Origin of the sequence: Streptomyces sp. NPDC020884, assembly GCF_044333935.1 — a bacterium.
Taxonomy (GTDB): domain Bacteria; phylum Actinomycetota; class Actinomycetes; order Streptomycetales; family Streptomycetaceae; genus Streptomyces.
Window position 1 is genome coordinate 107,894 of record NZ_JBIRRY010000006.1, and the last position, 20,277, is coordinate 128,170.

Genomic DNA, 20,277 nt, shown 5'->3' on the forward strand with positions numbered 1-20,277 from the left:
CGGGAAAACATCGCACGGCGGACGGGCCCGGGATCAACCTTTCGATTGACCGGGTCCGCGGCCGCCGCCGCTACGCTGGACGAACCATGGATTCGCGTTCGCACACCCACGTCACGGCCGCCCTGCGGCTCTGTCTGCACGCGCTGCTGGCGGGGCTGCTGGCGCTGGTGGTGGTCCGCGCGGTGACCGAGGGCGCGCCGCACAGGGCGGCGATCGTGGCGGTGGCGCTGCTGCTGGGCGCGCTGTACGCGGCGGGGGCGCTCGCCGCGTCCGTGACGCTCCGGAGCCGGGCCGAGGAGCGCGAGGCGTCGGCGCCGCCGGGCAGCGCGGCCGGGGACGGTCCCCGCCCGCCCGGCCCCGCGCGGGCTCGCCCCGCCTCCGTACCGCTGCCCGGGAGCAGGGCCGCCGCGCTGTGGCTGGCGGGGCTGTGCGCCCTGTGGGCCGCGCTGCTCGTGCTGTCGCCGGACGCCCTGTGGGTGGCCTTCCCGCTCTACTTCCTCCAGCTCCACATGGTGCCGATGCGCTGGGCGCTGCCCGCCGTGGTGGTCACCGCGGCCGCCGCGATCACCAGTTTCGTGGTGCACCGGCAGGAGATCGCGCCCGGCGCCTTCATCGGGCCGCTGCTCGGCGCGGCCGTCGCCGTCGCCACGGTCCTCGGGTACGACGCCCTGTTCCGGGAGAGCGAACGGCGGCGCGAGCTGATCGTGGAGCTGGTGGCCACCCGGGCGGACCTGGCCGAGGCGGAGCGTACGGCGGGGACCCTCGCCGAGCGCGAGCGCCTGGCCCGGGAGATCCACGACACGCTGGCCCAGGGCCTGTCCAGCATCCAGCTGCTGCTGCGCGCCGCCGAGCGCTCGCTGCCCGAGGACGCCCCGGCCGCCGCGCACGTCCGGGCCGCCCGCGAGGCCGCGCAGGCCAATCTGGCCGAGGCCCGTTCCTTCGTCCGCGCCCTGACCCCGCCGGACCTGGAGCACGGCTCGCTGGCCGCTGCCCTGGAGCGGCTCTGCGCCCGGACCACCGCCCCGGACCTGACCGTACGGTTCGCGGTCAGCGGCACTCCGGTGGAGCTGCCCACCCCGTACGAGGTGGCGCTGCTGCGGACCGCGCAGTCGGCACTGGCCAACACCGTGCGCCACGCGCGGGCCGGGAGGGCGGAGATCACCCTGAGCTTCATGGACACCTCGGTGGCGCTGGACATCGTGGACGACGGCCGGGGCTTCGACCCGGCGGCGGCACCGGTCCGGCAGCCCGGCGACGGCGGCTTCGGGCTGCCGGCGATGCGGGCGCGCGCCGGATCGCTCGGCGGGGCGCTGAGTGTGGAGTCGGCGCCGGGCCAGGGCACGGCGGTGGCGGTCACGCTGCCGCTGCCCGTCGCGGAGCGGGAGCGTGCCGCATGAGCGGGGACGCGATCCGACTGCTGCTCGCGGACGACCACCCGGTCGTCCGGGCGGGGTTGCGCGCGGTCCTGGACACCGAGCCGGACTTCCGGGTCGTCGACGAGGCCGCCACCGCGGAGCGGGCGGTCGCCCTGGCGGCCGCGGGCGGGATCGACGTGGTCCTGATGGATCTCCAGTTCGGGGCGGGGATGCACGGCTCGGAGGCCACGGCGGCGATCACCGCCGTGCCGGGGGGCCCTCACGTCCTGATCCTCACCACGTACGACTCCGACGCGGACATCCTGGCGGCGGTCGAGGCGGGGGCGAGCGGCTATCTGCTCAAGGACGCGCCGCCGCAGGAGCTGGCGGGCGCGGTGCGCACCGCGGCGGCGGGCCGCTCGGCGCTGGCGCCCTCGGTGGCGCACCGGCTGATGGACCGCATGCGCACCCCGGCCGAGGCGCTGACCCGGCGGGAGCTGGAGGTGCTCCAGCTGGTCGGGGAGGGCCTGTCGAACCTGCAGATCAGCAAGAAGCTGTTCCTGAGCCAGGCGACGGTGAAGTCCCATCTGGTGCACATCTACGCCAAGCTGGGCGTCGACTCCCGTACGTCGGCGGTCGCGGCGGCCACGGCCCGCAGGCTCATCCGCCGTTGACCCGGCTTTCGGCCCGTCGCCGACGGCGGCCCGTCACGCCCGCCGGTCAGAGGCGCGGCGGCTCTCCGAAGAGGTCCACCGCGTTGCGCACCTCGCGCAGGGCGGCGGCGAGCGCGCTCACCGAGCCGATCGCCCCCGCGATCAGCAGCAGGGAGCGGCGCATCCGGGGGATCTCCGGCAGACCGCTGACGGCCATGGCGTCCAGGGACGCCAGCTCGTCCTCGGCGATCGGCCGGTCGGGGAACTCCGTCCGGAGCCCGGCCAGCTCCCGGCGGAGCCGGGACACGGCCATCCGCAGCTCGGCCACCCTCGGGTCCTCACCGCTGCCGGTCAGCCGCTTCTGCCCCACGCTTCGCAACACAGCACTCCCCCTCGCACGTCTTTGTGCCGGTGTCCCCCGGACCCGTGCGGTGGCCAAGTCCCCGGGTTCGCCCGCAAGTTAACGCCATGACAGGCAGTGCGCGCCAGCCCACGGAAAGAAATCAGGGTTACCCCTGAGGATGACATGCGTGTCGCGTGTACGAAGGGCTCAGTGGTATCCAGGCCTCATGGTTACGGACATGGCTGCGAACACGCCTTCCGAGGCGAAGAACCCCGAGGTCGCGGGGGTGCTGCTGGCCGCCGGAGGGGGCCGCCGCCTCGGCGGCCGCCCGAAGGCGCTGCTGGAGCACCGGGGCCGCCCGCTGATCGAGCACGCGGTGCGCTCCCTGCGCAACGGCGGCTGCGGCCCGCTGCACGTGGTGCTGGGCGCGGCGGCCGAGGAGGTGCAGGCCCGCGCGGACCTCACGGGCTGCGCGGTGACGGTGAACCCGGGCTGGGAGGAGGGCATGGGCTCCTCGCTCCGGCTGGGTCTGGCCGCCCTGAGCGCCACGCACGCGGACGCGGCGCTCGTCCTGCTGGTCGATCAGCCGGGGATCGGCGCCGAGGCGGTGGCGCGGGTGCGTCTCGCCCACCGCTCGCGGACGAGTCTGGCGGCCGCCTCGTACGGCGGGGAGCGGGGCCATCCGGTGCTGTTCGGGGCGGACCGGTGGGCGGACATCGCGGCGGGGGCGGTGGGCGACCGGGGGGCGCGGGCGTATCTGCGGGAGCACCGCGATGCGATCACGCTCGTGGAGTGTTCGGATGTGGCCGAGGCGTACGACATCGACACCTCACAGGACCTCGAGCGCCTGGAGTGACCGGAGCAGGGCGAACGGTGCGTGGCCACGCTGGCACGCTGCGCCGCCATCGGGCCGATTCTGTCGACCCGGAGAATCTCGACATCAACAAACCATTGAACTTCCACCATGAGGAAACTACTATCCACTGGTCAGAAGCCCTCTGAACCCTCAGACGGCGCCCACGGCCGTATCTCGGAGCCATGGCACGCCGTGCCGTCTCAGGCGACCCGGCGGCCATGCGACGCCGCCGCCCGCTGAAGGAGTGACAGCTCATGTCCGCACCAGCGCCGTCCACGCTGGCCATCGTCGATGCCGAGCCCCTGCCCCGGCAGGAAGAGGTCCTGACCGACGCGGCCCTCGCGTTCGTGGCCGAGCTGCACCGGCAGTTCACGCCGCGCCGCAATGAGCTGCTCGCCCGGCGCGGTGAGCGCCGCGCCGAGATCGCCCGCACCTCCACGCTGGACTTCCTGCCCGAGACGGCGGCGATCCGCGCGGACGACTCCTGGAAGGTCGCGCCGGCTCCGGCCGCGCTGAACGACCGCCGGGTGGAGATCACCGGTCCGACCGACCGCAAGATGACCATCAACGCGCTGAACTCCGGCGCGAAGGTCTGGCTCGCCGACTTCGAGGACGCGTCCGCCCCCACGTGGGAGAACGTCGTCCTCGGCCAGCTCAACCTGACCGACGCCTACGAGCGTCGCATCGACTTCACCGACCCGAAGTCCGGCAAGTCCTACGCGCTGAAGTCCGCCGGCGAACTCGCCACGGTCGTCATGCGCCCGCGCGGCTGGCACCTGGAGGAGCGCCACCTCCAGCTCGACGGCGTCTCCGTGCCCGGCGCGCTGGTCGACTTCGGCCTCTACTTCTTCCACAACGCCCAGCGCCTCATCGCCCTCGGCAAGGGCCCGTACTTCTATCTGCCGAAGACGGAGTCGCACCTGGAGGCCCGCCTCTGGAACGACATCTTCGTCTTCGCCCAGGACTACGTCGGCATCCCCCGGGGCACGGTCCGCGCCACCGTCCTGATCGAGACGATCACCGCCGCGTACGAGATGGAGGAGATCCTCTACGAGCTGCGCGACCACGCCTCCGGCCTGAACGCCGGCCGCTGGGACTACCTCTTCTCCATCGTCAAGAACTTCCGTGACGGCGGGCCCAAGTTCGTCCTGCCGGACCGCAACGCGGTGACGATGACCGCCCCGTTCATGCGGGCGTACACCGAACTCCTGGTCCGCACCTGCCACAAGCGCGGCGCGCACGCGATCGGCGGCATGGCCGCCTTCATCCCCTCGCGCCGCGACGCCGAGGTCAACAAGGTGGCCTTCGAGAAGGTCAAGGCGGACAAGGACCGTGAGGCGCACGACGGCTTCGACGGCTCCTGGGTCGCCCACCCCGACCTGGTCCCGATCGCCCTGGCCTCCTTCGACGCGGTCCTCGGCGCGAAGCCGAACCAGAAGGACCGGCTGCGCGAGGACGTCTCGGTGGCGCCCGGCGACCTGATCGCCATCGACACCCTGCACGCCAAGCCCACGTACGACGGTCTGCGCAACGCCGTCGCGGTCGGCATCCGCTACATCGAGGCCTGGCTGCGCGGCCTGGGCGCGGTCGCCATCTTCAACCTGATGGAGGACGCGGCCACCGCCGAGATCTCCCGCTCGCAGATCTGGCAGTGGATCAACGCGGACGTGGTCTTCGAGAACGGCGAACACGCCACCGCGGACCTGGCCCGCAAGGTCGCGGCCGAGGAACTCACCGCGATCCGCGAGGAGATCGGCGAGGAGACCTTCACCGCCGGCAAGTGGCAGCAGGCCCACGACCTCCTGCTCCAGGTCTCCCTGGACCAGGACTACGCGGACTTCCTGACGCTGCCCGCGTACGAGCAGCTGCGCTGACCCCTCCGCACCCGAACCGCCCCCGGCACCGCACAGCGCCGGGGGCGGTTCGGGTGCGCGGGCGGGGTCAGCCGCGGGTGTGGTGCAGGGACAGTTCCCAGCTCTGGGCCGACGCTCGGCCGGAGCCGGAGCCGCGCGACCGGGCCGCCAGTCCCGCGTACTCGTTCACGACCACCGGTGCGATGCCCGGATCCCGTTCGATGTCCGCCCCGCTGCGCGCGTCCAGGACCACCGGGCCCGAAGGGGTGTCGGCGTAGACCCGGCCGTGCCGGACCGCGGTGACCTCGGGGGCGATGCGACCGGCCGCGCTGTCGGGCAGCTCCCAGAGGATCTTTCCGCTGGGGGCGTCGAGGGCGAAGACCTCCTTCGGGGCCGCGCGCGTGCCCGGGTGCGGGCCGCAGACCACGACCGACTTCCCGTCGTAACGGCAGTGCACGGGGCGCTGCTTGTCGGACAGCGGCCGCTGCTTGCCCGTCGCCGCGTCCACCAGGAGCAACTGACCGCGGGAGGTGACGAGGCCGCTGCGCGTCACCTTCGTCGTGATGATCCGGTCGGGCCCCGCGGGCGTCGTCCACTGCGCCTGGAGTTCGGGGTTCATCCCGGCGGTGCGCTCATGGGTGCGGTCCTGCCAGGCCGTTTCGCCGTCCTTCATGCTCACGGCCGTCAGCACCTGGTACCGCAAGCCGGTGTCGGCCTGTGCGCCCACCGCGTTTCCCCCGGCGACGGTGTACGCCTCGAAACCGGCCTTCTTCCAGGTGGTCCTGGGGCGGTCGGGGTCGCTCAGGTCGACGCCGAAGGTCTCCCTGACCGAGTTGGGCGAGGAGGAACGCCGGTCGTGCACGCGCAGCGAGACCGCCACCGTGCCGTCCTGCGCGCCCACGACCCGGACGGCCGTGGTCCGGCCCCTGTACGCGTCCGCCACCAGCGGGGTCTCCAGGCGGCTGCGCACCTTGCCGGTGCCGGAGTCGATGACCAGGAGTTCGATGAGCTGCTGGGAGGCGGTGGTGCCCCGGCCCTCCTTGGACACGTGGTACGGGACGAGGACCAGGGGCGGTCCGTCCGCGCGCTCGAGTGCGAACGGGGCCAGGTCGTCCTCCCGGTCCGTGTCCCAGTCGAGCGAACGCGTGTACACGCGCCCGGCCGGGTTCTCCGGCCTCAGTCGCGGCCCCGCCGGCCGCCCGGTGGCCACGTCCGTCACCTGGACGTCCTCGTGGGTCCGGGTGAAGAGATAGCGCCCGGCCAACGCCGAGTTCAGCCAGGGCCCGCTCTGGAGGAGTTGCTCACCCGTGGGCTTCCCGGCGAACCTCACCGGTGCTTCGTACGCCTTCGCCGCCGGCTTGTCGGCGGGCTTCGACGCTGTGCTCCGGCCGGCCCCGCCGTCCTTCGCGTCGGCGGAGTCCGCGTCCCCGGAACTGCATCCCGCCACCGCCAGGAACGCCACAACCACCAGGCCCGACAGGCCCTTTCGTACGCTTCGCATCTCCCCGCCCCTCGTGGGTCACACCGGTGATCCACCGTAGGCGAAGCCCGCTGGGCGTGACACCCGGCGACCGGGGCCGCCTCACGTCCAGACCGCGCCCAGCGCCACGAATCCGCAGATCAGGGCGAACAGGATCGCCAGCAACGGCCAGACGAACCGCAGGTACTTGTCGTAGCTGACCTTCGCCAGGGCCACCCCGCCGATGGTGACCGCCGTCGTCGGGACCCAGAGGTTCATCCAGCCGCTCGCCGCCTGCCAGGCCGTCACGACCACCGCGCGGGAGACGCCGGCGAAGTCGGCGAGGGGGGCCAGGATCGGCATCGCCAGGGTGGCGTGGCCCGAGGTGGAGGGGATGAGGAAGGCCAGGGGCAGATTGACGAGGAAGACGAAGACCGCGAAGAGCGCCGATGAGGTGCCCGAGACGACGCCCTCGATCGAGTGCAGCACGGTGTCGGTGATCTGCGAGTTGTTCATGATGACGGTGACGCCGCGCGCGAGGACGATGACCAGGGCCGGGGAGATGAAGTCGGCCGCGCCCTGGATGATCGTCGAGCTCAGCTTCTGCTCGCCGAACCGGGCGACGACGCCCACCAGGACCGCCGCGACCAGGAACAGCGCGGCGAGCTGCGGGAAGGACCAGCCGAGCTCGAAGCCGTACGGGGTGGCGTCGGCGTCGCCCGTGAGGGCGCTGGACCAGGGGACGACCGAGAAGATCATGAAGGCGAAGACCAGCGCGACCAGGACCAGGATGGTCCGGTGGAGCCCGGTCAGCTCCGGGGGTTCCGCCGCGTCCGCCGCGTTGTGCTCGCGGTCGCCGGGCAGGAAGCCGGAGAGCGAGCGGTCGGGGTTCTTGCGGACGCGGACCGCGTAGCGGATGACGTAGGCGATCGTCACCGTGGTCAGGACGACCCACATGATCGCGCGGAGCACGATGCCGTCGCCGAGCGAGATGTCGGCGGCGGAGGACGCGACTCCGGTGGCGAAGGGGTTCACCGTGGAGCAGAGCACCCCGATGCCCGCGCCCAGGATGATCGTGCCGGTGGCCACCATGCGGTCGTAGCCCAGGGCCAGCATCAGCGGGACGATCAGTCCGTAGAAGCCGAGGGTCTCCTCCGCGAAGCCCTCGACCGTGCCCAGGAGCGAGAAGACCAGCATCACCCCGGCGATCAGCAGCGCTCCCCGGTCGCGCAGCCGGTGCGCGAGGCGGCCGATGCCCCGGTCCAGGGCTCCGGTGGCGAACACCACGGTGATGAACGCGCCGATGGCGAGCACGAAGAGGAACACGCCCGCGCTGCCGTACAGTTCGCCGGCCAGGTCGGGGCCGACCTCGCCCGTCTTCGCGTCCTGGACGCCGTAGAGGCCGTTGACCGGGGAGAGGAAGAGGTCGTTCAGGCGGTCGACGAAGCTCTGGTCGGAGTCGACGCGGTGGTACGTGCCCTCGACCGGGGCGCCGTCCCCGTCGCGGTCGTAGGCGCCGGACGGGATCAGGAAGGCCAGGGCCCAGACGGCCAGCGTGACGATCGCGAGGATCGTCAGGGCGCTGGGGAAGGTGAACTTCTTCCTGGCCGATGGCTCTTCCTCCGGTGCGGGCTTCGTGTCCGCCGCGCTGCTCACGCGGCGCTCCCGCCCGTGCCCGCGCCGTACGTCCTCGCGTACTCCCGCAGGAACGCGGCCTCGGCGATGACCGCCGAGCGCAGCTCCGAGAAGAGGACCCGCTCGTTCGGGGCGTGCAGGTTGCACAGCCCGTCCTGGGCGCCGAAGAGCAGGACCTCGGCGTTCGGGACCGCCTTGGCCAGGCCGTTGACCAGGGGGATCGAGCCGCCGCTCGCGACGAAGGCCGCTTCGCTCCCCCAGCCCTCGCGGAGGGCGACGAGGGCGGCCCGGTAGGCGGGGCCGTCGGTCGCGGGTTCGAATCCGGGACCCGTGTCGCCCGGGGTGACGGTGAGCGGGATACCGAACGGGCGCAGGGACTCCAGATGGGTGACGAGCAGGTCCCGCGCCCGGCTCGGGTCCTGCTCGGGGTGGAAGCGCAGGTTCAGCTTGGCGCGGGCGTACGGGACGACGGCGGAGGCCGCGTTCTCGACGCCCGGGGCGTCGATGCCGATGACGGTGATCGCCGGTCCGCTCCAGAGGCGTTCGCCCAGGCTCCCGGAGCCGATGAGGGGCATGCCCTCCTGGACGCCGGCCAGGGAGCGGAACTCCTCCTCCGTATAGGTGGTGCCGGTCCATGCGTCGCGGCGCAGGCCCTCGACCGCCACATCGCCGTGGACGTCGTGCAGGGTGGCGAGGGCCTTGAGGAGGGCGAGCAGGGCGTCGGGGGCCGCGCCGCCGAACTCGCCGCTGTGCCGGGGTTCGGCGAGGGTGCGGACCTCGACGACGACCTCCGACGCGCCGCGCAGCCCGGTGGTGAGGGTGGGGCTGCCGGGGCGGAGGTTGCCCATGTCCGCGATGACCATGGCGTCGCAGGCGAAGCGCGCCGGGTCGGTGGGCGGGTAGTCGTCGAAGGCGCTGCCGTACTCCTCCTGGCCCTCCAGGACGATCTTCAGCCCGACCGGCGGACGCCCCTCGAAGGCGCGGAGCACCCCCAGGTGGACGATGATGTTGGACTTGTCGTCGGCGATGCCCCGGGCCCGGAGACCGCCGTCGACGGGGGTGGGCTCGAAGGGCGGCGAGAGCCAGAGCGCCGCGTCGCCGGGCGGCTGGACGTCGTAGTGGCCGTAGAGCAGGACGGTCGGCGCGTCCGGGGTGGGCGGCGGGACCTCCGCGACGATGATCGGCGAGGTGTCGGGCAGGTCCAGCCGCTCGACGTGCTCCACGCCCGCGCCGCGCAGCAGTTCCACCAGCAGGTCGTGGGCTTCCCGCACGGGCTCGGGCGGGAAGCCGGGGAAGGCGATGGACGGGATGGCCGCCAGCCGTTCCAGGTCGGCGACCAGCCCGTCCATCAACGCGTCGGCCCGCTTGCTCAGGTCCATCGGTCAGCCCCTTCGGTCCTTTGATCCCTCGTGGTGCGCTGCTGCGAGGTTCTGGGATCAATGGACCATGGGGGGCGGGCCGCCGCATGCCTGGGAGGCGGAGTCCCGAGGGGTCAGTCCGTCAGGACGACGGTCCGCTGGGCCGAGAAGTCCCCCCACTTGCCGTCCGGAAGCTTGGCCCTGAGCTTCACCGAATAGCGGGTGCCCGCCGGGTCCGGAAGGTTCAGCCGGTAGGTGGCGCGGCCCTGGGGAGGCGTACCGCCCCACACGATGGTCGTGGTCAGCTTTCCGTTCAGATGGAGCTCGTAGGCGGGGATCACGCCGCCCGTCTCGGGCTGGTCCCAGGAAAGATCGAGGGTGAACTCGGCGCCCTCCTTGCCGACCTCGGTGCGCAGTCCGGTGGGGGCAGTGCTCGCGGGCGCGCCGGCGGCCGGGGCGGTGGTGAGGTCGACGGCGTTGCTGTCGGGCGAGGACTTGTCGGAGGCGTCCCGGGCCCGGACGGTGAAGGTGTAGACGGTTCCGGGGCGCAGGCCCGTCACCTTCGCCGTGGTCGCGGTGCCCGGCACGCTGTGGATCCGGGAGTCCTCCTGGTAGATGTCGTACGAGGTGACGCCGACGTCGTCCTTGGCCGCCCGCCAGGTCAGGGTCGCCGCGCGGCCGCCCTCGGCGGTTCCGGTCAGTTTCGCGGGGACGGCGGGGGGTTCGTCGTCCTCGGGCGGGGTGGCCTGCGTGGTGACGGGCACGACGGTGCTGGGCGCGGAGAGGTTTCCGGCGGCGTCCTTGGACCGGACGGTGAAGGTGTAGTCCGTGGCGGCCGCCAGCCCGTCGACGTCGATCATGTGCTTGGTCGCCGGAACGGATCTGACCTTGGTCTTCTCCCGGTAGACCTCGTAGCCGGTGATCGCCTTGTTGTCGGAGGCCGGATCCCACATGACGTGCACCGAGGTGGAGCTGCTGGCCTGGGCGGTCACGCCCTCGGGGGTGCTGGGGCGCTGTGTGTCGGCGTCGGCGGCACCGCCGCAGGCGGTGAGGGTGGCGAGGAGCAGAGCGGCGGAACAGGCCAACGCGGCAGATATGTGGGGGCGTTGCACGGGGGTGCCTTCCATCCGGACAGCAATGGTCCAGACCTGTATGACATGGCGTGGGGTCCTCCGACAAGAGTCCGGCCGGGAACCTTCCGCTATGTGCCGGGTTGCGCCGGCCGCCCCGTGGCCCGGCCGGTCCGTGGGCCGATGAGTTTTCGGGGGTGGCGGGGTCTTCCCTGTATGGATACGCAAGAGACCCCCGTACCGGGTGCCGCCGCCCTGCCCGACCTGGAGCCGGCCGCCCGGCGGATCACCGAGCTGCTCTCTTCGGTCGACGACGGCCGGCTGGACGGCCCGACCCCCTGCCCCGACTACGCCGTACGGGAGTTGCTCGGCCATCTCGGCGGACTGACCGCGGCCTTCCGCGACGCCGCCCACAAGGATCTCGGGCCGAGCACCGCCGTCTCGCCGGACGCCGCCCTCCCCGTCCTGGACGACGACTGGCGTGAGGTGCTGCCCCGGCGGCTGGCGGAGGTCGCGGCGGCCTGGCGCTCGCCCGCCGCCTGGACCGGCATGACCCGGGCGGGCGGGGTGGAGCTGCCCGGCGAGGTGGCCGGGGCCGTCGCGCTCAACGAACTCGTCGTCCACGGCTGGGACCTGGCCCGCTCGACCGGTCAGCCGTACGCACCGGGGGCGGCCGAGCTGCGGTTCTGCGCGGCCCTGCTCGCCCCGGTCGATGGCGACCCCGGCGAGGACACCCTCTTCGGGCCGCCCGTCACCGTGCCGGACGACGCCCCGCTGCTGGACCGGGTGATCGGCCTCAGCGGCCGCCGTCCGGACTGGCGGCCGAACAGCTGAAGCGGGTGGGGCCCGCCGGCGTCGGCGGGCCGCGCCGCGCCCCCTCGGTTTCGTCCAGGTGCCTCTCTCACCGAAAAGTGCGTTCTTCCGCGCCGGCTCCCCGCTCGCCTACGGTTTCCGGGACACGGGAAGAGACGGCTGGGAGCACCCTCATGACCATCCTCACCACGTACGCACGCCTCTGGACCGAGGACCTCGACCGCGCGCTGCCCCTGCTGGAGGAGCTCACCGGCGAGCAGCCCCACCTGCGCATGGCCTTCCACGAGGTCGCCCTCGCCGCCATCGGGAACTTCCTGGTCATCGCGGGCCCGGCCGAGGAGCGCGCGCGGTACGGCCACGCCTCCGCGACGGTCGTCGTCGACGACCTGGACGCCCTGCAGGCCACGCTGAAGTCCGCCGGCGCCACACTCACCACTCCGGCGACCGGTGGTCCCACGGGGCGGTTCCTCTACGCCCGCCACGCGGACGGAGCGGAGATCGAGTACGTCGAGTGGACCCCGGAACTGGTCCGCAGGATCATCCGGGCCTGACCGCCGCACCCGGGCGCGCACGCGGCCCGCACGGGTCGGGCGCCGCCGGGGTTCCGGCGTCTCAGCTGGTGAAGAACTCCGTGATGTGCGCGGCCACCTGGTCGGCCCGGGTCTCGTGCATCCGGTGGCCGCCGGGGACCGTGATCAGCCGGCAGTCCGGGATCAGGGAGGCCACATCGGCCTGGCGCTCCTGCGGCATGCGGCTCTCCGGACCGCCGGTGATGATCAGCGTCGGGGACACGATGTCGCCCAGGCCCTCGTCCGCGTCCGGGCCGGGGTCGGCGAGCTGGTCCCGTACGGCGGGCACCGCGTTCTCGTCGTAGTCCACCGGGCCCTCGGCCCGCCCCGCCGGACCAGGGTCGCCGGGGAACGGGGCCGGGGTCTCCACCAGCACCAGTCGCTCCACCCGGTCGGAGTGCTCCTGGGCCACCAGCCGGGCGACGACGCCGCCCATGCCGTGGCCGACCAGACCGACCCGGTCCAGTTCCAGCTCGTCGAGGAAGCCCACGACGTCCTCGGCCATCAGGTCCAGGGCGTAGTCGTCGGGCCAGTCGCTCTCGCCGTGACCGCGCAGGTCCAGGGCGAAGACCCGCCACTCCTGGCCCAGCAGGGTGCCGGCCGCCTCCCAGTTCGCGGCCGAACCGCCGAGGCCGTGCAGCAGCACGACGGGCGAGCCGAACGCGTCGCCCCAGGTCCGGTACGCGAGGCGCACATCGCCGACATCCACAACAGACTGATCTTCCATGCCCCCGACGCTACAGCCGACGGGAACCGGTCGGCTCCGTGCCCCCGGCCTGGCAGGCTGGGCGGGTGAAGCACATCGTCCGCGCCCTGCGCCTGCCCCTCGCCGCCACGCTCCTCACGGCCGCCGCCCTGACCGGCTGCTCCGGGTCCGCCGACGGTTCCCCGGACGCGGGGCTGGCCGACCCGGCGAAGAAGCGGATCGCCATGCAGCTGGTCTCCAGCGCGGAGAACTCCTCCCTGGACTGGGAGGCGCAGTACCCGTACATCGAGGACATCGGGGACGGCCGGGGGTACACGGCGGGCATCATCGGGTTCTGTTCCGGCACCGGGGACATGACGCAGGTCGTGGCGCGGTACGCGAAGGCGCGCCCCGGCAATCCGCTGGAGCGGTTCCTTCCGGCACTGCGCGCGGTGGAGGGCAGCGCCGCGCACACGGGGCTCGGTGAGCCGTTCACGAAGGCCTGGGCCGAGGCGGCGTCGGACCCCGCCTTCCGTGCGGCGCAGGACGCGGAGCGCGACGCCGCGTACTTCGACCCGGCGGTGCGGCAGGCCGGGAAGGACGGGCTCGGCGCACTGGGCCAGTTCATCTACTACGACGCGTACGTGATGCACGGAGCGGGCGACACGCAGGGCACGGTCGGGTTCGCCACGATGCGCCGCGAGGCGATGGCGGCGGCCCGGACGCCCGCGCGGGGCGGCGACGAGAAGGCGTATCTGAACGCGTTCCTCGATGCCCGGGTCGCCGCGATCGGCAAGGAGCCCTCGCACACCGACACCAGCCGGGTGGAGACGGCCCAACGCGTCTTCGTCCGCGAGGGCAGGCTCCGGCTGGAGACGCCGTTGCGGTGGAAGGTGTACGGGGACGGCTACCGCATCGAGAAGGGCTGACCCCGGGAGCGGCCGAAGCCCCGCGCGGGACGCGGGGCTTCACCGGGCTGCGGGAGCGGATCCGTCAGTGGACGCCCACCCCCGCGGCCGCCGGGACCACGTGTTCGCCGTCGGCCGTCTCCTCGTCCTCCACGTCCGCGCCGCGGCCGAAGTGGTTGAAGGCGAGGTTCAGCACGATCGCCACCACACAGCCGGTGGAGATGCCCGAGTCGAGGACGACCAGCAGGTCCTCGGGGAAGGCGTGGTAGAACTGCGGCGCGGCGATCGGGATCAGGCCGATGCCGATGGCCGCCGCCACGATCAGGGCGTTCTCGCCCTTCTCCAGGGCGGCGGTGGCCAGGGTCTGGATGCCGCTGGCCGCGACCGTGCCGAACAGGACGATGCCCGCTCCGCCGAGCACCGGCAGCGGCACCAGGGCGATGACCGAGGCGGCGACCGGGACCAGGCCGAGGACGATCAGGATCACGCCGCCCACCGCGACGACGAAGCGGCTGCGGATCTTCGTCATGGCGACGAGGCCGACGTTCTGGGCGAAGGCGCTGCACATGAAGCCGTTGAAGAACGGGCTGATGGCGCTGCCGAGGGTGTCGGCGCGCAGACCGCCCTCGATGATCTTCTCGTCCGCCGGGCGGCCGACGATCTTGCCGAGGGCCAGCATGTCCGCGGTGGACTCGGTCATGCAGACCAGCATCACGATGCACATGGAGATGATGGCGGCGATCTCGAACTGCGGTGCGCCGAAGGCGAACGGCGTCGGGAAGCCCACCACGTCGGCGTCCTTGATGGCGCCGAAGTCGGTGATGCCGGCCGGGATGGCGATCAGCGTGCCGAGGACCAGGCCGAGCAGGATCGCGATCTGCTGGAGGAAGCCGCGCAGCAGTTTGCGCATGGCCAGCACGATCACCAGGGTCACCGCGGCCATGGTGATGTTGGTCATCGAACCGTAGTCGTCCGCCGTGGCGTTGCCGCCCTGGGACCAGTTGAAGGCGACCGGCAGGAGCGATACGCCGATCAGGGTGATCACGGTGCCGGTGACGACGGGTGGGAAGAAGCGGACCAGTTTGCCGAAGTAGGGGGCGACGAAGAAGCCGAGCAGGCTCGCGACGATGATCGCGCCGAAGATGACGGCTATCCCGTCGTGCCCCCGGTCCTTGCCTATCGCGATCATCGGGGCCACCCCGGCGAACGAGACACCGTTCACGAAGGGCAGCCGGGCGCCCACCCGCCAGAAGCCGATGGTCTGGAGCAGGGTGGCTATCCCCGCGGTGAACAGACTCGCCCCCATCAGGAAGGCGGTCTCCTTGGCGGTGAGGCCGACGGCCGGCCCCACGATGAGCGGCGGGGCCACCACGCCCGCGTACATGGCGGCCACGTGCTGGAGGCCGCTGGTGAACATCTTCAGCGGGGGGAGGGTCTGGTCGACCGGGTGTTTCCGGTCGACCCCCGCTTCTTCGACGGTATCGGCCGTCGGGTCGGGGGCGGCTGCATCTGCGTCTTTGCGAAACCTGGGCTCAGCGGCCACGGCGGTTCCTCCGGTCGGTTACACGTCGTCGGCGACGTGGGGTTCAGGGAGGTGGTGCGTAAGTGGTGCGGTGGTGCGGCTCTCACAGGTGGTGCAGGGCGTGCAGGTGGTGCAGAGGGGGGTGCGGGGGGGCGCGCACGGGGGGTGTGTGCGGGCAGCGTTCATCACCGGTCCGGCGGACGCGCACCATGCGCGCGTCAGCCGGACCGGCTGCCGTGGACCCCGCTCGGGTCCACGGCGGCCGGTCTCGGGCCGTCCCCCTCGACCGGCCGGTCGGGGATACCGCGAGGAGTCAGGCTCCGGCGGCGATCTGCGCGAGGCGGCGTGCCTCGTCGCGGGTGACACGGGCGATGGCGTCCTCGTCCACCGTGGTGAGGTGGTTGCCCTCGACGACCGGCTTGCCGTCGACGAGGGAGAGGGTCACCGGGGCGGCCGCGCCGAAGATGAGCGCGGTCACCGGGTCGGCGATCGAGGAGTGGGCCAGGGTGTCCAGCTTCCACAGGACGAGGTCGGCGAGCTTGCCGGCCTCCAGGGAGCCGATCTGGTCGGCGCGGCCCAGGACCTGGGCTCCGCCGAAGGTCCCCAGGCGCAGGGCCTGACGGGCGTTCAGGGCGGCCTCGCGGTGGGCGCCGAGGCGGTTGATGAGCAGGGCGTTGCGCAGCTCGGTGTGCAGTTCGCCGGACTCGTTGGAGGCGGTGCCGTCCACGCCGAGGCCGACCGGAACGCCGGCGGCGAGCATGTCGGGGACCCGGGCGATGCCCGCGGCGAGGCGGGCGTTGGAGGACGGGCAGTGGGCGACGCCCGTTCCGGTACGGGCGAAGGCGGCGATGTCGGAGTCGTTCATGTGGACGCAGTGCGCCATCCACACGTCGCTGCCGAGCCAGCCGGTGGACTCGAAGTAGTCGGTCGGGCCCATCCCGAACAGTTCCTTGCAGAACTGCTCCTCCTCGACGGTCTCCGAGCCGTGGGTGTGCAGCCGTACGTTCTTGCGGCGGGCCAACTCGGCGCCCTGGCGCATCAGTTCGGTGGACACGGAGAAGGGCGAGCAGGGTGCTACGGCGACCTGGGTCATGGCGTCGAAGGAGGCGTCGTGGTGGGCGTCGATGGTGGCCTCGGTGGCGGCGAGCGCGCCCTCGAGGGTCTCGACGGCGAAGTCCGGGGGCAGGCCGCCGTCCTTCTCGCTGCGGTCCATGGAGCCCCGGGCGAGGGTGAACCGCACGCCCATGTCACGGGCGGCGCCGATGATCGCGCCGGACAGGTCGCCGGAGTCCTTCGGGAAGACGTAGTGGTGGTCCATGGCGGTGGTGACGCCGCCGCGGGCCATCATGGCGAGCGAGCCCTGCGCGGCGGCGCGGGCCATCGGCTCGTCGATGCGCGCCCAGGTCGGGTAGAGGGCGACCAGCCAGTTGAAGAGGTTGTGGTCGGTGGCCAGGCCCCGGGTGATCCACTGGTAGAAGTGGTGGTGGGTGTTGACCAGGCCGGGCGTCGCCAGGTGTCCGGTGCCGTCGATGCGGCGGACGACGCCGGACAGGCCCTCCGGCGCCTTGCCGGCGCCGACGGACTCGATGCGGTTGTCCGCCACGACGATGTACCCGGACGCGTACTCCGTGTCGTGGGCGTCGACGGTGGCGATCGAACAGTTCTCGATGATGATGCGCTGAGGGTCTGCCGAAGCTGCCATGGTGCTTCCTTCTTCTTTCTGTGGCGATGTGGGCACGGCAGGACCCTAGGAGGATTTGAGTGCCACAGCGGTGCGGCTGTGGGTGCCGAGATGGTGGAAGAACAGGTTGAGCAGGACCGCGACCAGTGCTCCCGCACTGATCCCGGAGCCGAGGACGGTCTGCGCCCACGCCGGGAATCCGGCGTAGAAGGTGGGCGCGGCGAGCGGGATGATGCCCGCGCCGAGCGCCACCGCGACCAGGATGATGTTGGAGCTGTCGTCGAGCCCGGCCTCGGAGAGCGTACGGATGCCGCTGACCGCGATGGAGCCGAAGAGGACGATGCCGGCGCCGCCGAGGACGGGCATCGGCACGAGCGAGACGACCGCGCCGAGCACCGGGAAGGCGCCGAGGACCAGCAGGGCGCCGCCCGCCGCGGCGACGACGTACCGGCTGCGTACCCGGGTCAGCGAGACGACGCCGACGTTCTGGGCGAAGGCGCTGGTGGGAAAGCCGCCGAAGACCGGGCCCAGGAGGGTCGCGATGCCGTCGGTGCGCAGTCCGCGGGTGATGGTGCGGCCGTCGGTGCGGCGGTCGCAGATCTCGCCGAGGGCGAGCATCCCGGCCGAGGACTCCGTCATCAGCACGAGCATGACGATGCAGAGGGAGAGGATCGCGGCGGGGTGGAACTCCGGCGCGCCGAAGGCGAAGGGGGTCGGCAGGGCGGCGAGCGGTGCGGACTTCAGCGCGGAGAAGTCGGCGAGTCCGAACGGGATCGCGGCCAGCGTGCCGACGAACATGCCCATGAGCAGGGCCACTTGCTTGAGGAAGCCGCGGCCGAAGCGCTGGATGAGCAGGATGACGACGAGCGTGAAGGCGGCCAGCGCCAGGTACTTCATGGCGCCGAAGTCGTCGGCGGTGGCGTCGCCGCCCTGCGCCCAGGCGACGGGCACGGGCATGAGAGTGACGCCGATGAGGGTGATGACCACGCCGGTGACGAGCGGCGGGAAGAAGCGCAGCAGTCGGCCGAAGAAGGGGCCGACGGCCAGACAGAAGACTCCGGCGACGAGCACCGCCCCGTAGATCGCGGGCAGTTGGTGGCCCGGTGCGCTGGTCTCGGCGATGGCGAGCATCGGCGCGATCCCGGCGGAGGAGGCGGCGTTGACGAAGGGGAGCCGGTTGCCGGCGAATCGGCCGAGGCCGACGGTCTGCAGGATGGTGGCGAGTCCGGCGATCAGGAGGCTCGCCGCGATGAGCCGGGTCATGCCGGCGGTGTCCAGGCCGACGGCCTGGCCGATGATCAGCGGAGGGGTGACGACGCCCGCGTACATGGCGGCGATGTGCTGGAGCGCTGCGGGGAAGAGCCGCGCGGGAGGAAGCTTCTCGTCGACCGGGTGAACCGCCGTGTCGGCAGCGGTGGTCGGCGAGGTTTTACCTGGGGCTTCTGCCGGCCCCGTTGCAGGCTGTGCCATGGGTGTTCCCTCCGGGATGACCGGCCCCCGCCCGTCGTTGCGCGGACGGGGGCCGGTTCAGTACCGCGTCAGAGGTTGGTCATGTCGACCGGGATCCGCGGCTCGACGCCGTCCCGGAGCACGGTGGCCTCGATCAGACCGTAGGGACGGTCCGCCGCGAAGTAGACCTCGTTGTCGTTCTTGAGGCCGAACGGTTCGAGGTCCACCAGGAAGTGGTGGTTGTTCGGCAGCGAGAAGCGGATCTCGTCGATCTCGCTCCGGCTGTTGATAATGCGCGAACCCATCTGGTACAGGGTCTGCTGGAGCGAGAGGGAGTACGTCTCGGCGAAGGCCTGGAGCATGTGCTTGCGCGCCTGCTCGTAGGACTTCTCCCAGTTCGGCATGCGCTGCTCGTCGCTGGTCCAGTTGTAGCGCCAGCGGGCCGAGACGTCCGTCGCCAGGATGCGGTCGTACGCCTCCTTGAGCGTGGTGTACCGGTCCTTGACGTAGCCCCAGAACTCGGAGTTGGTCGAGTTCATCACCGTGAGGTCCTTGAGGCCCGAGATGACCTCCCAGTTCTCACCGTCGTAGGTGATCTGGGAGACGCGGGTCTCCATGCCCTTGCGGGCGAAGGAGTGCCTGACCTCGTCGGCGCCGATGAACTTCGAGTTGCCGTCCGAGGTCGCGATGCGCTCCCAGCTGTACTCCTCGATCCGGATCCGGGCGCGGTGGATCGGCTCCTGCGAGGAGACGAAGTGCCGGGCGAGGTGGATGCCGAACTGCTCGGCGGACTCGATCCCGTGCTCCTTGGCGAACGCGAACACCGTGTTCTTGGTGGTGTCGGTCGGCAAGACGTTGGCGTTGGAGCCGGAGTAGTGCACATCGTCCATGTCGCCGGAGAGGGCGACCGAGACGTTCAGGTCCTTGATGTGATGGGTGTCGCCGTCCCGCGTTATCTTGACGACGCGGTTCTCTGCTTTGCCGTACTGGTTCTGGCCGAGAATCGTGGGCATGTCGGTGCTAGCTCCCTCGGTAAACGGAGTAGCCGAACGGGTTGAGCAGCAGCGGTACGTGATAGTGCTCGCCCGGGACCACCGCGAACGCGATGGTCACCTCCGGGAAGAACGCGCCGCTGTCCCTTACGCGGGGGGCGTCCTGCTGCGCCTCGGCTTGCTTCTTGGAAAAGTACGTCTCGGTGTCGAAGTCGAGACGCACGTGGGTGGTGCCCTCCGGCAGTGCCGGGAGGTCCTTGCAGCGCCCGTCCGCATCGGTCGCGGACGCTCCGAGCGTCACGTACGGCGCGTCGCTGCCGCTGCGGGCGGCGAGCGAGACGGCGACGTGCGCGGCGGGGCGGCCGATGCTGGTGTCCAGGATGTGGGTGGACACCGATGCGGTCGTGTCGGTACTCAAGACCGTCACTCTCCTAGATCTCAAGAGTCCTGTGCGGAAGCGCCCTCGGCGAGGGTCTCCCGTACGAGACGGGTCAGCCGGATGCGGTTGATCTTGCCCAGTTCGGTGCGCACGATCTCTCGCTCCTGCTCGGGCGAGTTCCCGATCCGGGACTTCACCGCGTCGCGCATCTGCTCACCGGTGGCGCCGGTGGCGCAGATCAGGAAGACATGTCCGAACCGCTCCTGGTAGGCCAGGTTCAGTTCGAGCATCTCGGTCTTGAGCTCCTCGGAGGCGCCGGCCATCCCCCGCTGCTCGCGGGAGGAGGTCGGGTCCCCGGGCTTCGGGCGGCCGATCGGCGGGTGGCCGGCCATCGCTTCGGCCAGATCCTCCGCGGTGAGCTTCGCCGTGGCGGCGTCGCTCGCGGAGAGCAGGGCTTCTTCGGTGGCGTACGGACGCCCGGCGAGGAGGGTGTCTCCCCAGGTCGCACTGGCACATACCTCGTGCAGTGCGGGGGTGGCCTCGCCGTCCGCCAGGGTGTTGAACCGGGTGAGGCCCGGTGTGGAGCTCGAAGTCACGGGAGCCTCCGTGGCTGTTTTTCGCTGTGCGTTGTTCGGGCTGCGGATAGCTAACGCCCTCCGCAACACGACGTCAACACTTTGTTGAAATCTCGCGAACG

Annotated in this window: 19 protein-coding genes; 7 read left to right on the top strand and 12 right to left on the bottom strand. The window is 71.7% G+C overall.

The window, feature by feature from the left end:
* Positions 1–86 precede the first annotated feature (86 nt).
* Both ACH4UK_RS19910 and ACH4UK_RS19915 read left to right on the top strand, forming a co-directional pair.
* Complete coding sequence (locus ACH4UK_RS19910) at positions 87–1,397, top strand: sensor histidine kinase (RefSeq protein ID WP_398357952.1); 1,311 nt, start codon at positions 87–89, stop codon at positions 1,395–1,397.
* The gene (locus ACH4UK_RS19915; RefSeq protein WP_398357953.1) at positions 1,394–2,029 is read left to right on the top strand and encodes a response regulator; all 636 of its coding nucleotides are present in this window, start codon (positions 1,394–1,396) and stop codon (positions 2,027–2,029) included. The genes ACH4UK_RS19910 and ACH4UK_RS19915 overlap by 4 nt, the downstream gene beginning before the upstream one ends.
* A gap of 46 nt (positions 2,030–2,075) precedes the next feature.
* On the opposite strand, the gene ACH4UK_RS19920 is transcribed toward ACH4UK_RS19915, so the two are convergent.
* Complete coding sequence (locus ACH4UK_RS19920; protein WP_398358518.1) at positions 2,076–2,378, bottom strand: DUF5955 family protein; 303 nt, start codon at positions 2,376–2,378, stop codon at positions 2,076–2,078.
* A gap of 199 nt (positions 2,379–2,577) precedes the next feature.
* Here ACH4UK_RS19920 and ACH4UK_RS19925 point away from each other — a divergent pair, with 199 nt between their 5' ends.
* Positions 2,578–3,207 carry an NTP transferase domain-containing protein gene (locus ACH4UK_RS19925; RefSeq protein ID WP_398357955.1) on the top strand — a complete coding sequence of 210 codons (630 nt, stop codon included), beginning with the start codon at positions 2,578–2,580 and terminating at the stop codon, positions 3,205–3,207.
* Positions 3,208–3,461: 254 nt separating this feature from the next.
* Positions 3,462–5,081: a malate synthase A gene (gene aceB, locus ACH4UK_RS19930; RefSeq protein WP_398357957.1), complete on the top strand. Its 1,620-nt coding sequence runs from the start codon at positions 3,462–3,464 to the stop codon at positions 5,079–5,081.
* A gap of 67 nt (positions 5,082–5,148) precedes the next feature.
* Here the strand turns inward: aceB and ACH4UK_RS19935 are convergent, their stop codons facing one another.
* The 4 genes from ACH4UK_RS19935 to ACH4UK_RS19950 all read right to left on the bottom strand — a co-directional run bounded on the left by ACH4UK_RS19935 (position 5,149) and on the right by ACH4UK_RS19950 (position 10,639).
* Entirely contained in the window at positions 5,149–6,561 is a 1,413-nt protein-coding gene (locus ACH4UK_RS19935; protein WP_398357959.1) for a PQQ-binding-like beta-propeller repeat protein, read from the bottom strand.
* A gap of 81 nt (positions 6,562–6,642) precedes the next feature.
* On the bottom strand, positions 6,643–8,175 hold the full coding sequence (locus ACH4UK_RS19940) for a YfcC family protein (RefSeq protein WP_398357961.1): 1,533 nt from the start codon (positions 8,173–8,175) through the stop codon (positions 6,643–6,645).
* Positions 8,172–9,533 (bottom strand): M20/M25/M40 family metallo-hydrolase, encoded by a 1,362-nt coding sequence (locus ACH4UK_RS19945; RefSeq protein WP_398357963.1) that lies wholly within the window; start codon positions 9,531–9,533, stop codon positions 8,172–8,174. Before ACH4UK_RS19945 ends, ACH4UK_RS19940 begins: the two co-directional genes overlap by 4 nt.
* Positions 9,534–9,646: 113 nt before the next feature.
* On the bottom strand, positions 9,647–10,639 hold the full coding sequence (locus ACH4UK_RS19950) for a fibronectin type III domain-containing protein (RefSeq protein WP_398357965.1): 993 nt from the start codon (positions 10,637–10,639) through the stop codon (positions 9,647–9,649).
* 159 nt (positions 10,640–10,798) lie between these two features.
* Here ACH4UK_RS19950 and ACH4UK_RS19955 point away from each other — a divergent pair, with 159 nt between their 5' ends.
* Positions 10,799–11,416: a TIGR03086 family metal-binding protein gene (locus ACH4UK_RS19955; RefSeq protein WP_398357967.1), complete on the top strand. Its 618-nt coding sequence runs from the start codon at positions 10,799–10,801 to the stop codon at positions 11,414–11,416.
* Positions 11,417–11,568: 152 nt separating this feature from the next.
* Positions 11,569–11,946 (top strand): VOC family protein, encoded by a 378-nt coding sequence (locus ACH4UK_RS19960; protein WP_398357969.1) that lies wholly within the window; start codon positions 11,569–11,571, stop codon positions 11,944–11,946.
* 61 nt (positions 11,947–12,007) lie between these two features.
* Here the strand turns inward: ACH4UK_RS19960 and ACH4UK_RS19965 are convergent, their stop codons facing one another.
* Entirely contained in the window at positions 12,008–12,691 is a 684-nt protein-coding gene (locus ACH4UK_RS19965; RefSeq protein ID WP_398357971.1) for an alpha/beta fold hydrolase, read from the bottom strand.
* A gap of 65 nt (positions 12,692–12,756) precedes the next feature.
* On the opposite strand from ACH4UK_RS19965, the gene ACH4UK_RS19970 reads away from it, so the two are divergent.
* Positions 12,757–13,578: a chitosanase gene (locus ACH4UK_RS19970; RefSeq protein ID WP_398357973.1), complete on the top strand. Its 822-nt coding sequence runs from the start codon at positions 12,757–12,759 to the stop codon at positions 13,576–13,578.
* A gap of 64 nt (positions 13,579–13,642) precedes the next feature.
* On the opposite strand, the gene ACH4UK_RS19975 is transcribed toward ACH4UK_RS19970, so the two are convergent.
* The 6 genes from ACH4UK_RS19975 to uraD all read right to left on the bottom strand — a co-directional run bounded on the left by ACH4UK_RS19975 (position 13,643) and on the right by uraD (position 20,176).
* Positions 13,643–15,100, bottom strand: a complete 1,458-nt coding sequence (locus tag ACH4UK_RS19975) for a nucleobase:cation symporter-2 family protein (protein WP_398357975.1) — start codon at positions 15,098–15,100, stop codon at positions 13,643–13,645.
* A gap of 292 nt (positions 15,101–15,392) precedes the next feature.
* On the bottom strand, positions 15,393–16,781 hold the full coding sequence (locus ACH4UK_RS19980; protein WP_398357977.1) for an 8-oxoguanine deaminase: 1,389 nt from the start codon (positions 16,779–16,781) through the stop codon (positions 15,393–15,395).
* A gap of 45 nt (positions 16,782–16,826) precedes the next feature.
* A complete protein-coding gene (locus ACH4UK_RS19985) occupies positions 16,827–18,230 on the bottom strand; it encodes a nucleobase:cation symporter-2 family protein (RefSeq protein ID WP_398357979.1) in 1,404 nt (467 codons plus the stop codon).
* Positions 18,231–18,298: 68 nt separating this feature from the next.
* Complete coding sequence (gene pucL, locus ACH4UK_RS19990; protein ID WP_398357981.1) at positions 18,299–19,222, bottom strand: factor-independent urate hydroxylase; 924 nt, start codon at positions 19,220–19,222, stop codon at positions 18,299–18,301.
* 7 nt (positions 19,223–19,229) lie between these two features.
* Positions 19,230–19,619, bottom strand: coding sequence for a hydroxyisourate hydrolase (gene uraH, locus ACH4UK_RS19995; protein WP_398357983.1), 390 nt, complete (start codon positions 19,617–19,619; stop codon positions 19,230–19,232).
* Between the two features lie 20 nt (positions 19,620–19,639).
* The gene (gene uraD / locus ACH4UK_RS20000; RefSeq protein WP_398357985.1) at positions 19,640–20,176 is read right to left on the bottom strand and encodes a 2-oxo-4-hydroxy-4-carboxy-5-ureidoimidazoline decarboxylase; all 537 of its coding nucleotides are present in this window, start codon (positions 20,174–20,176) and stop codon (positions 19,640–19,642) included.
* Positions 20,177–20,277: the final 101 nt, after the last annotated feature.

Bases quoted from the DNA above. Each gene is read 5' to 3' on its own strand.
- ACH4UK_RS19910 (WP_398357952.1), top strand. From the start codon at position 87: ATGGATTCGCGTTCGCACACCCACGTCACGGCCGCCCTGCGGCTCTGT.
- ACH4UK_RS19915 (WP_398357953.1), top strand. From the start codon at position 1,394: ATGAGCGGGGACGCGATCCGACTGCTGCTCGCGGACGACCACCCGGTC.
- ACH4UK_RS19925 (WP_398357955.1), top strand. From the start codon at position 2,578: ATGGTTACGGACATGGCTGCGAACACGCCTTCCGAGGCGAAGAACCCC.
- aceB (WP_398357957.1), top strand. From the start codon at position 3,462: ATGTCCGCACCAGCGCCGTCCACGCTGGCCATCGTCGATGCCGAGCCC.
- ACH4UK_RS19935 (WP_398357959.1), bottom strand. From the start codon at position 6,561: ATGCGAAGCGTACGAAAGGGCCTGTCGGGCCTGGTGGTTGTGGCGTTC.
- ACH4UK_RS19945 (WP_398357963.1), bottom strand. From the start codon at position 9,533: ATGGACCTGAGCAAGCGGGCCGACGCGTTGATGGACGGGCTGGTCGCC.
- ACH4UK_RS19950 (WP_398357965.1), bottom strand. From the start codon at position 10,639: ATGGAAGGCACCCCCGTGCAACGCCCCCACATATCTGCCGCGTTGGCC.
- ACH4UK_RS19955 (WP_398357967.1), top strand. From the start codon at position 10,799: ATGGATACGCAAGAGACCCCCGTACCGGGTGCCGCCGCCCTGCCCGAC.
- ACH4UK_RS19960 (WP_398357969.1), top strand. From the start codon at position 11,569: ATGACCATCCTCACCACGTACGCACGCCTCTGGACCGAGGACCTCGAC.
- ACH4UK_RS19965 (WP_398357971.1), bottom strand. From the start codon at position 12,691: ATGGAAGATCAGTCTGTTGTGGATGTCGGCGATGTGCGCCTCGCGTAC.
- ACH4UK_RS19980 (WP_398357977.1), bottom strand. From the start codon at position 16,781: ATGGCAGCTTCGGCAGACCCTCAGCGCATCATCATCGAGAACTGTTCG.
- ACH4UK_RS19985 (WP_398357979.1), bottom strand. From the start codon at position 18,230: ATGGCACAGCCTGCAACGGGGCCGGCAGAAGCCCCAGGTAAAACCTCG.
- pucL (WP_398357981.1), bottom strand. From the start codon at position 19,222: ATGCCCACGATTCTCGGCCAGAACCAGTACGGCAAAGCAGAGAACCGC.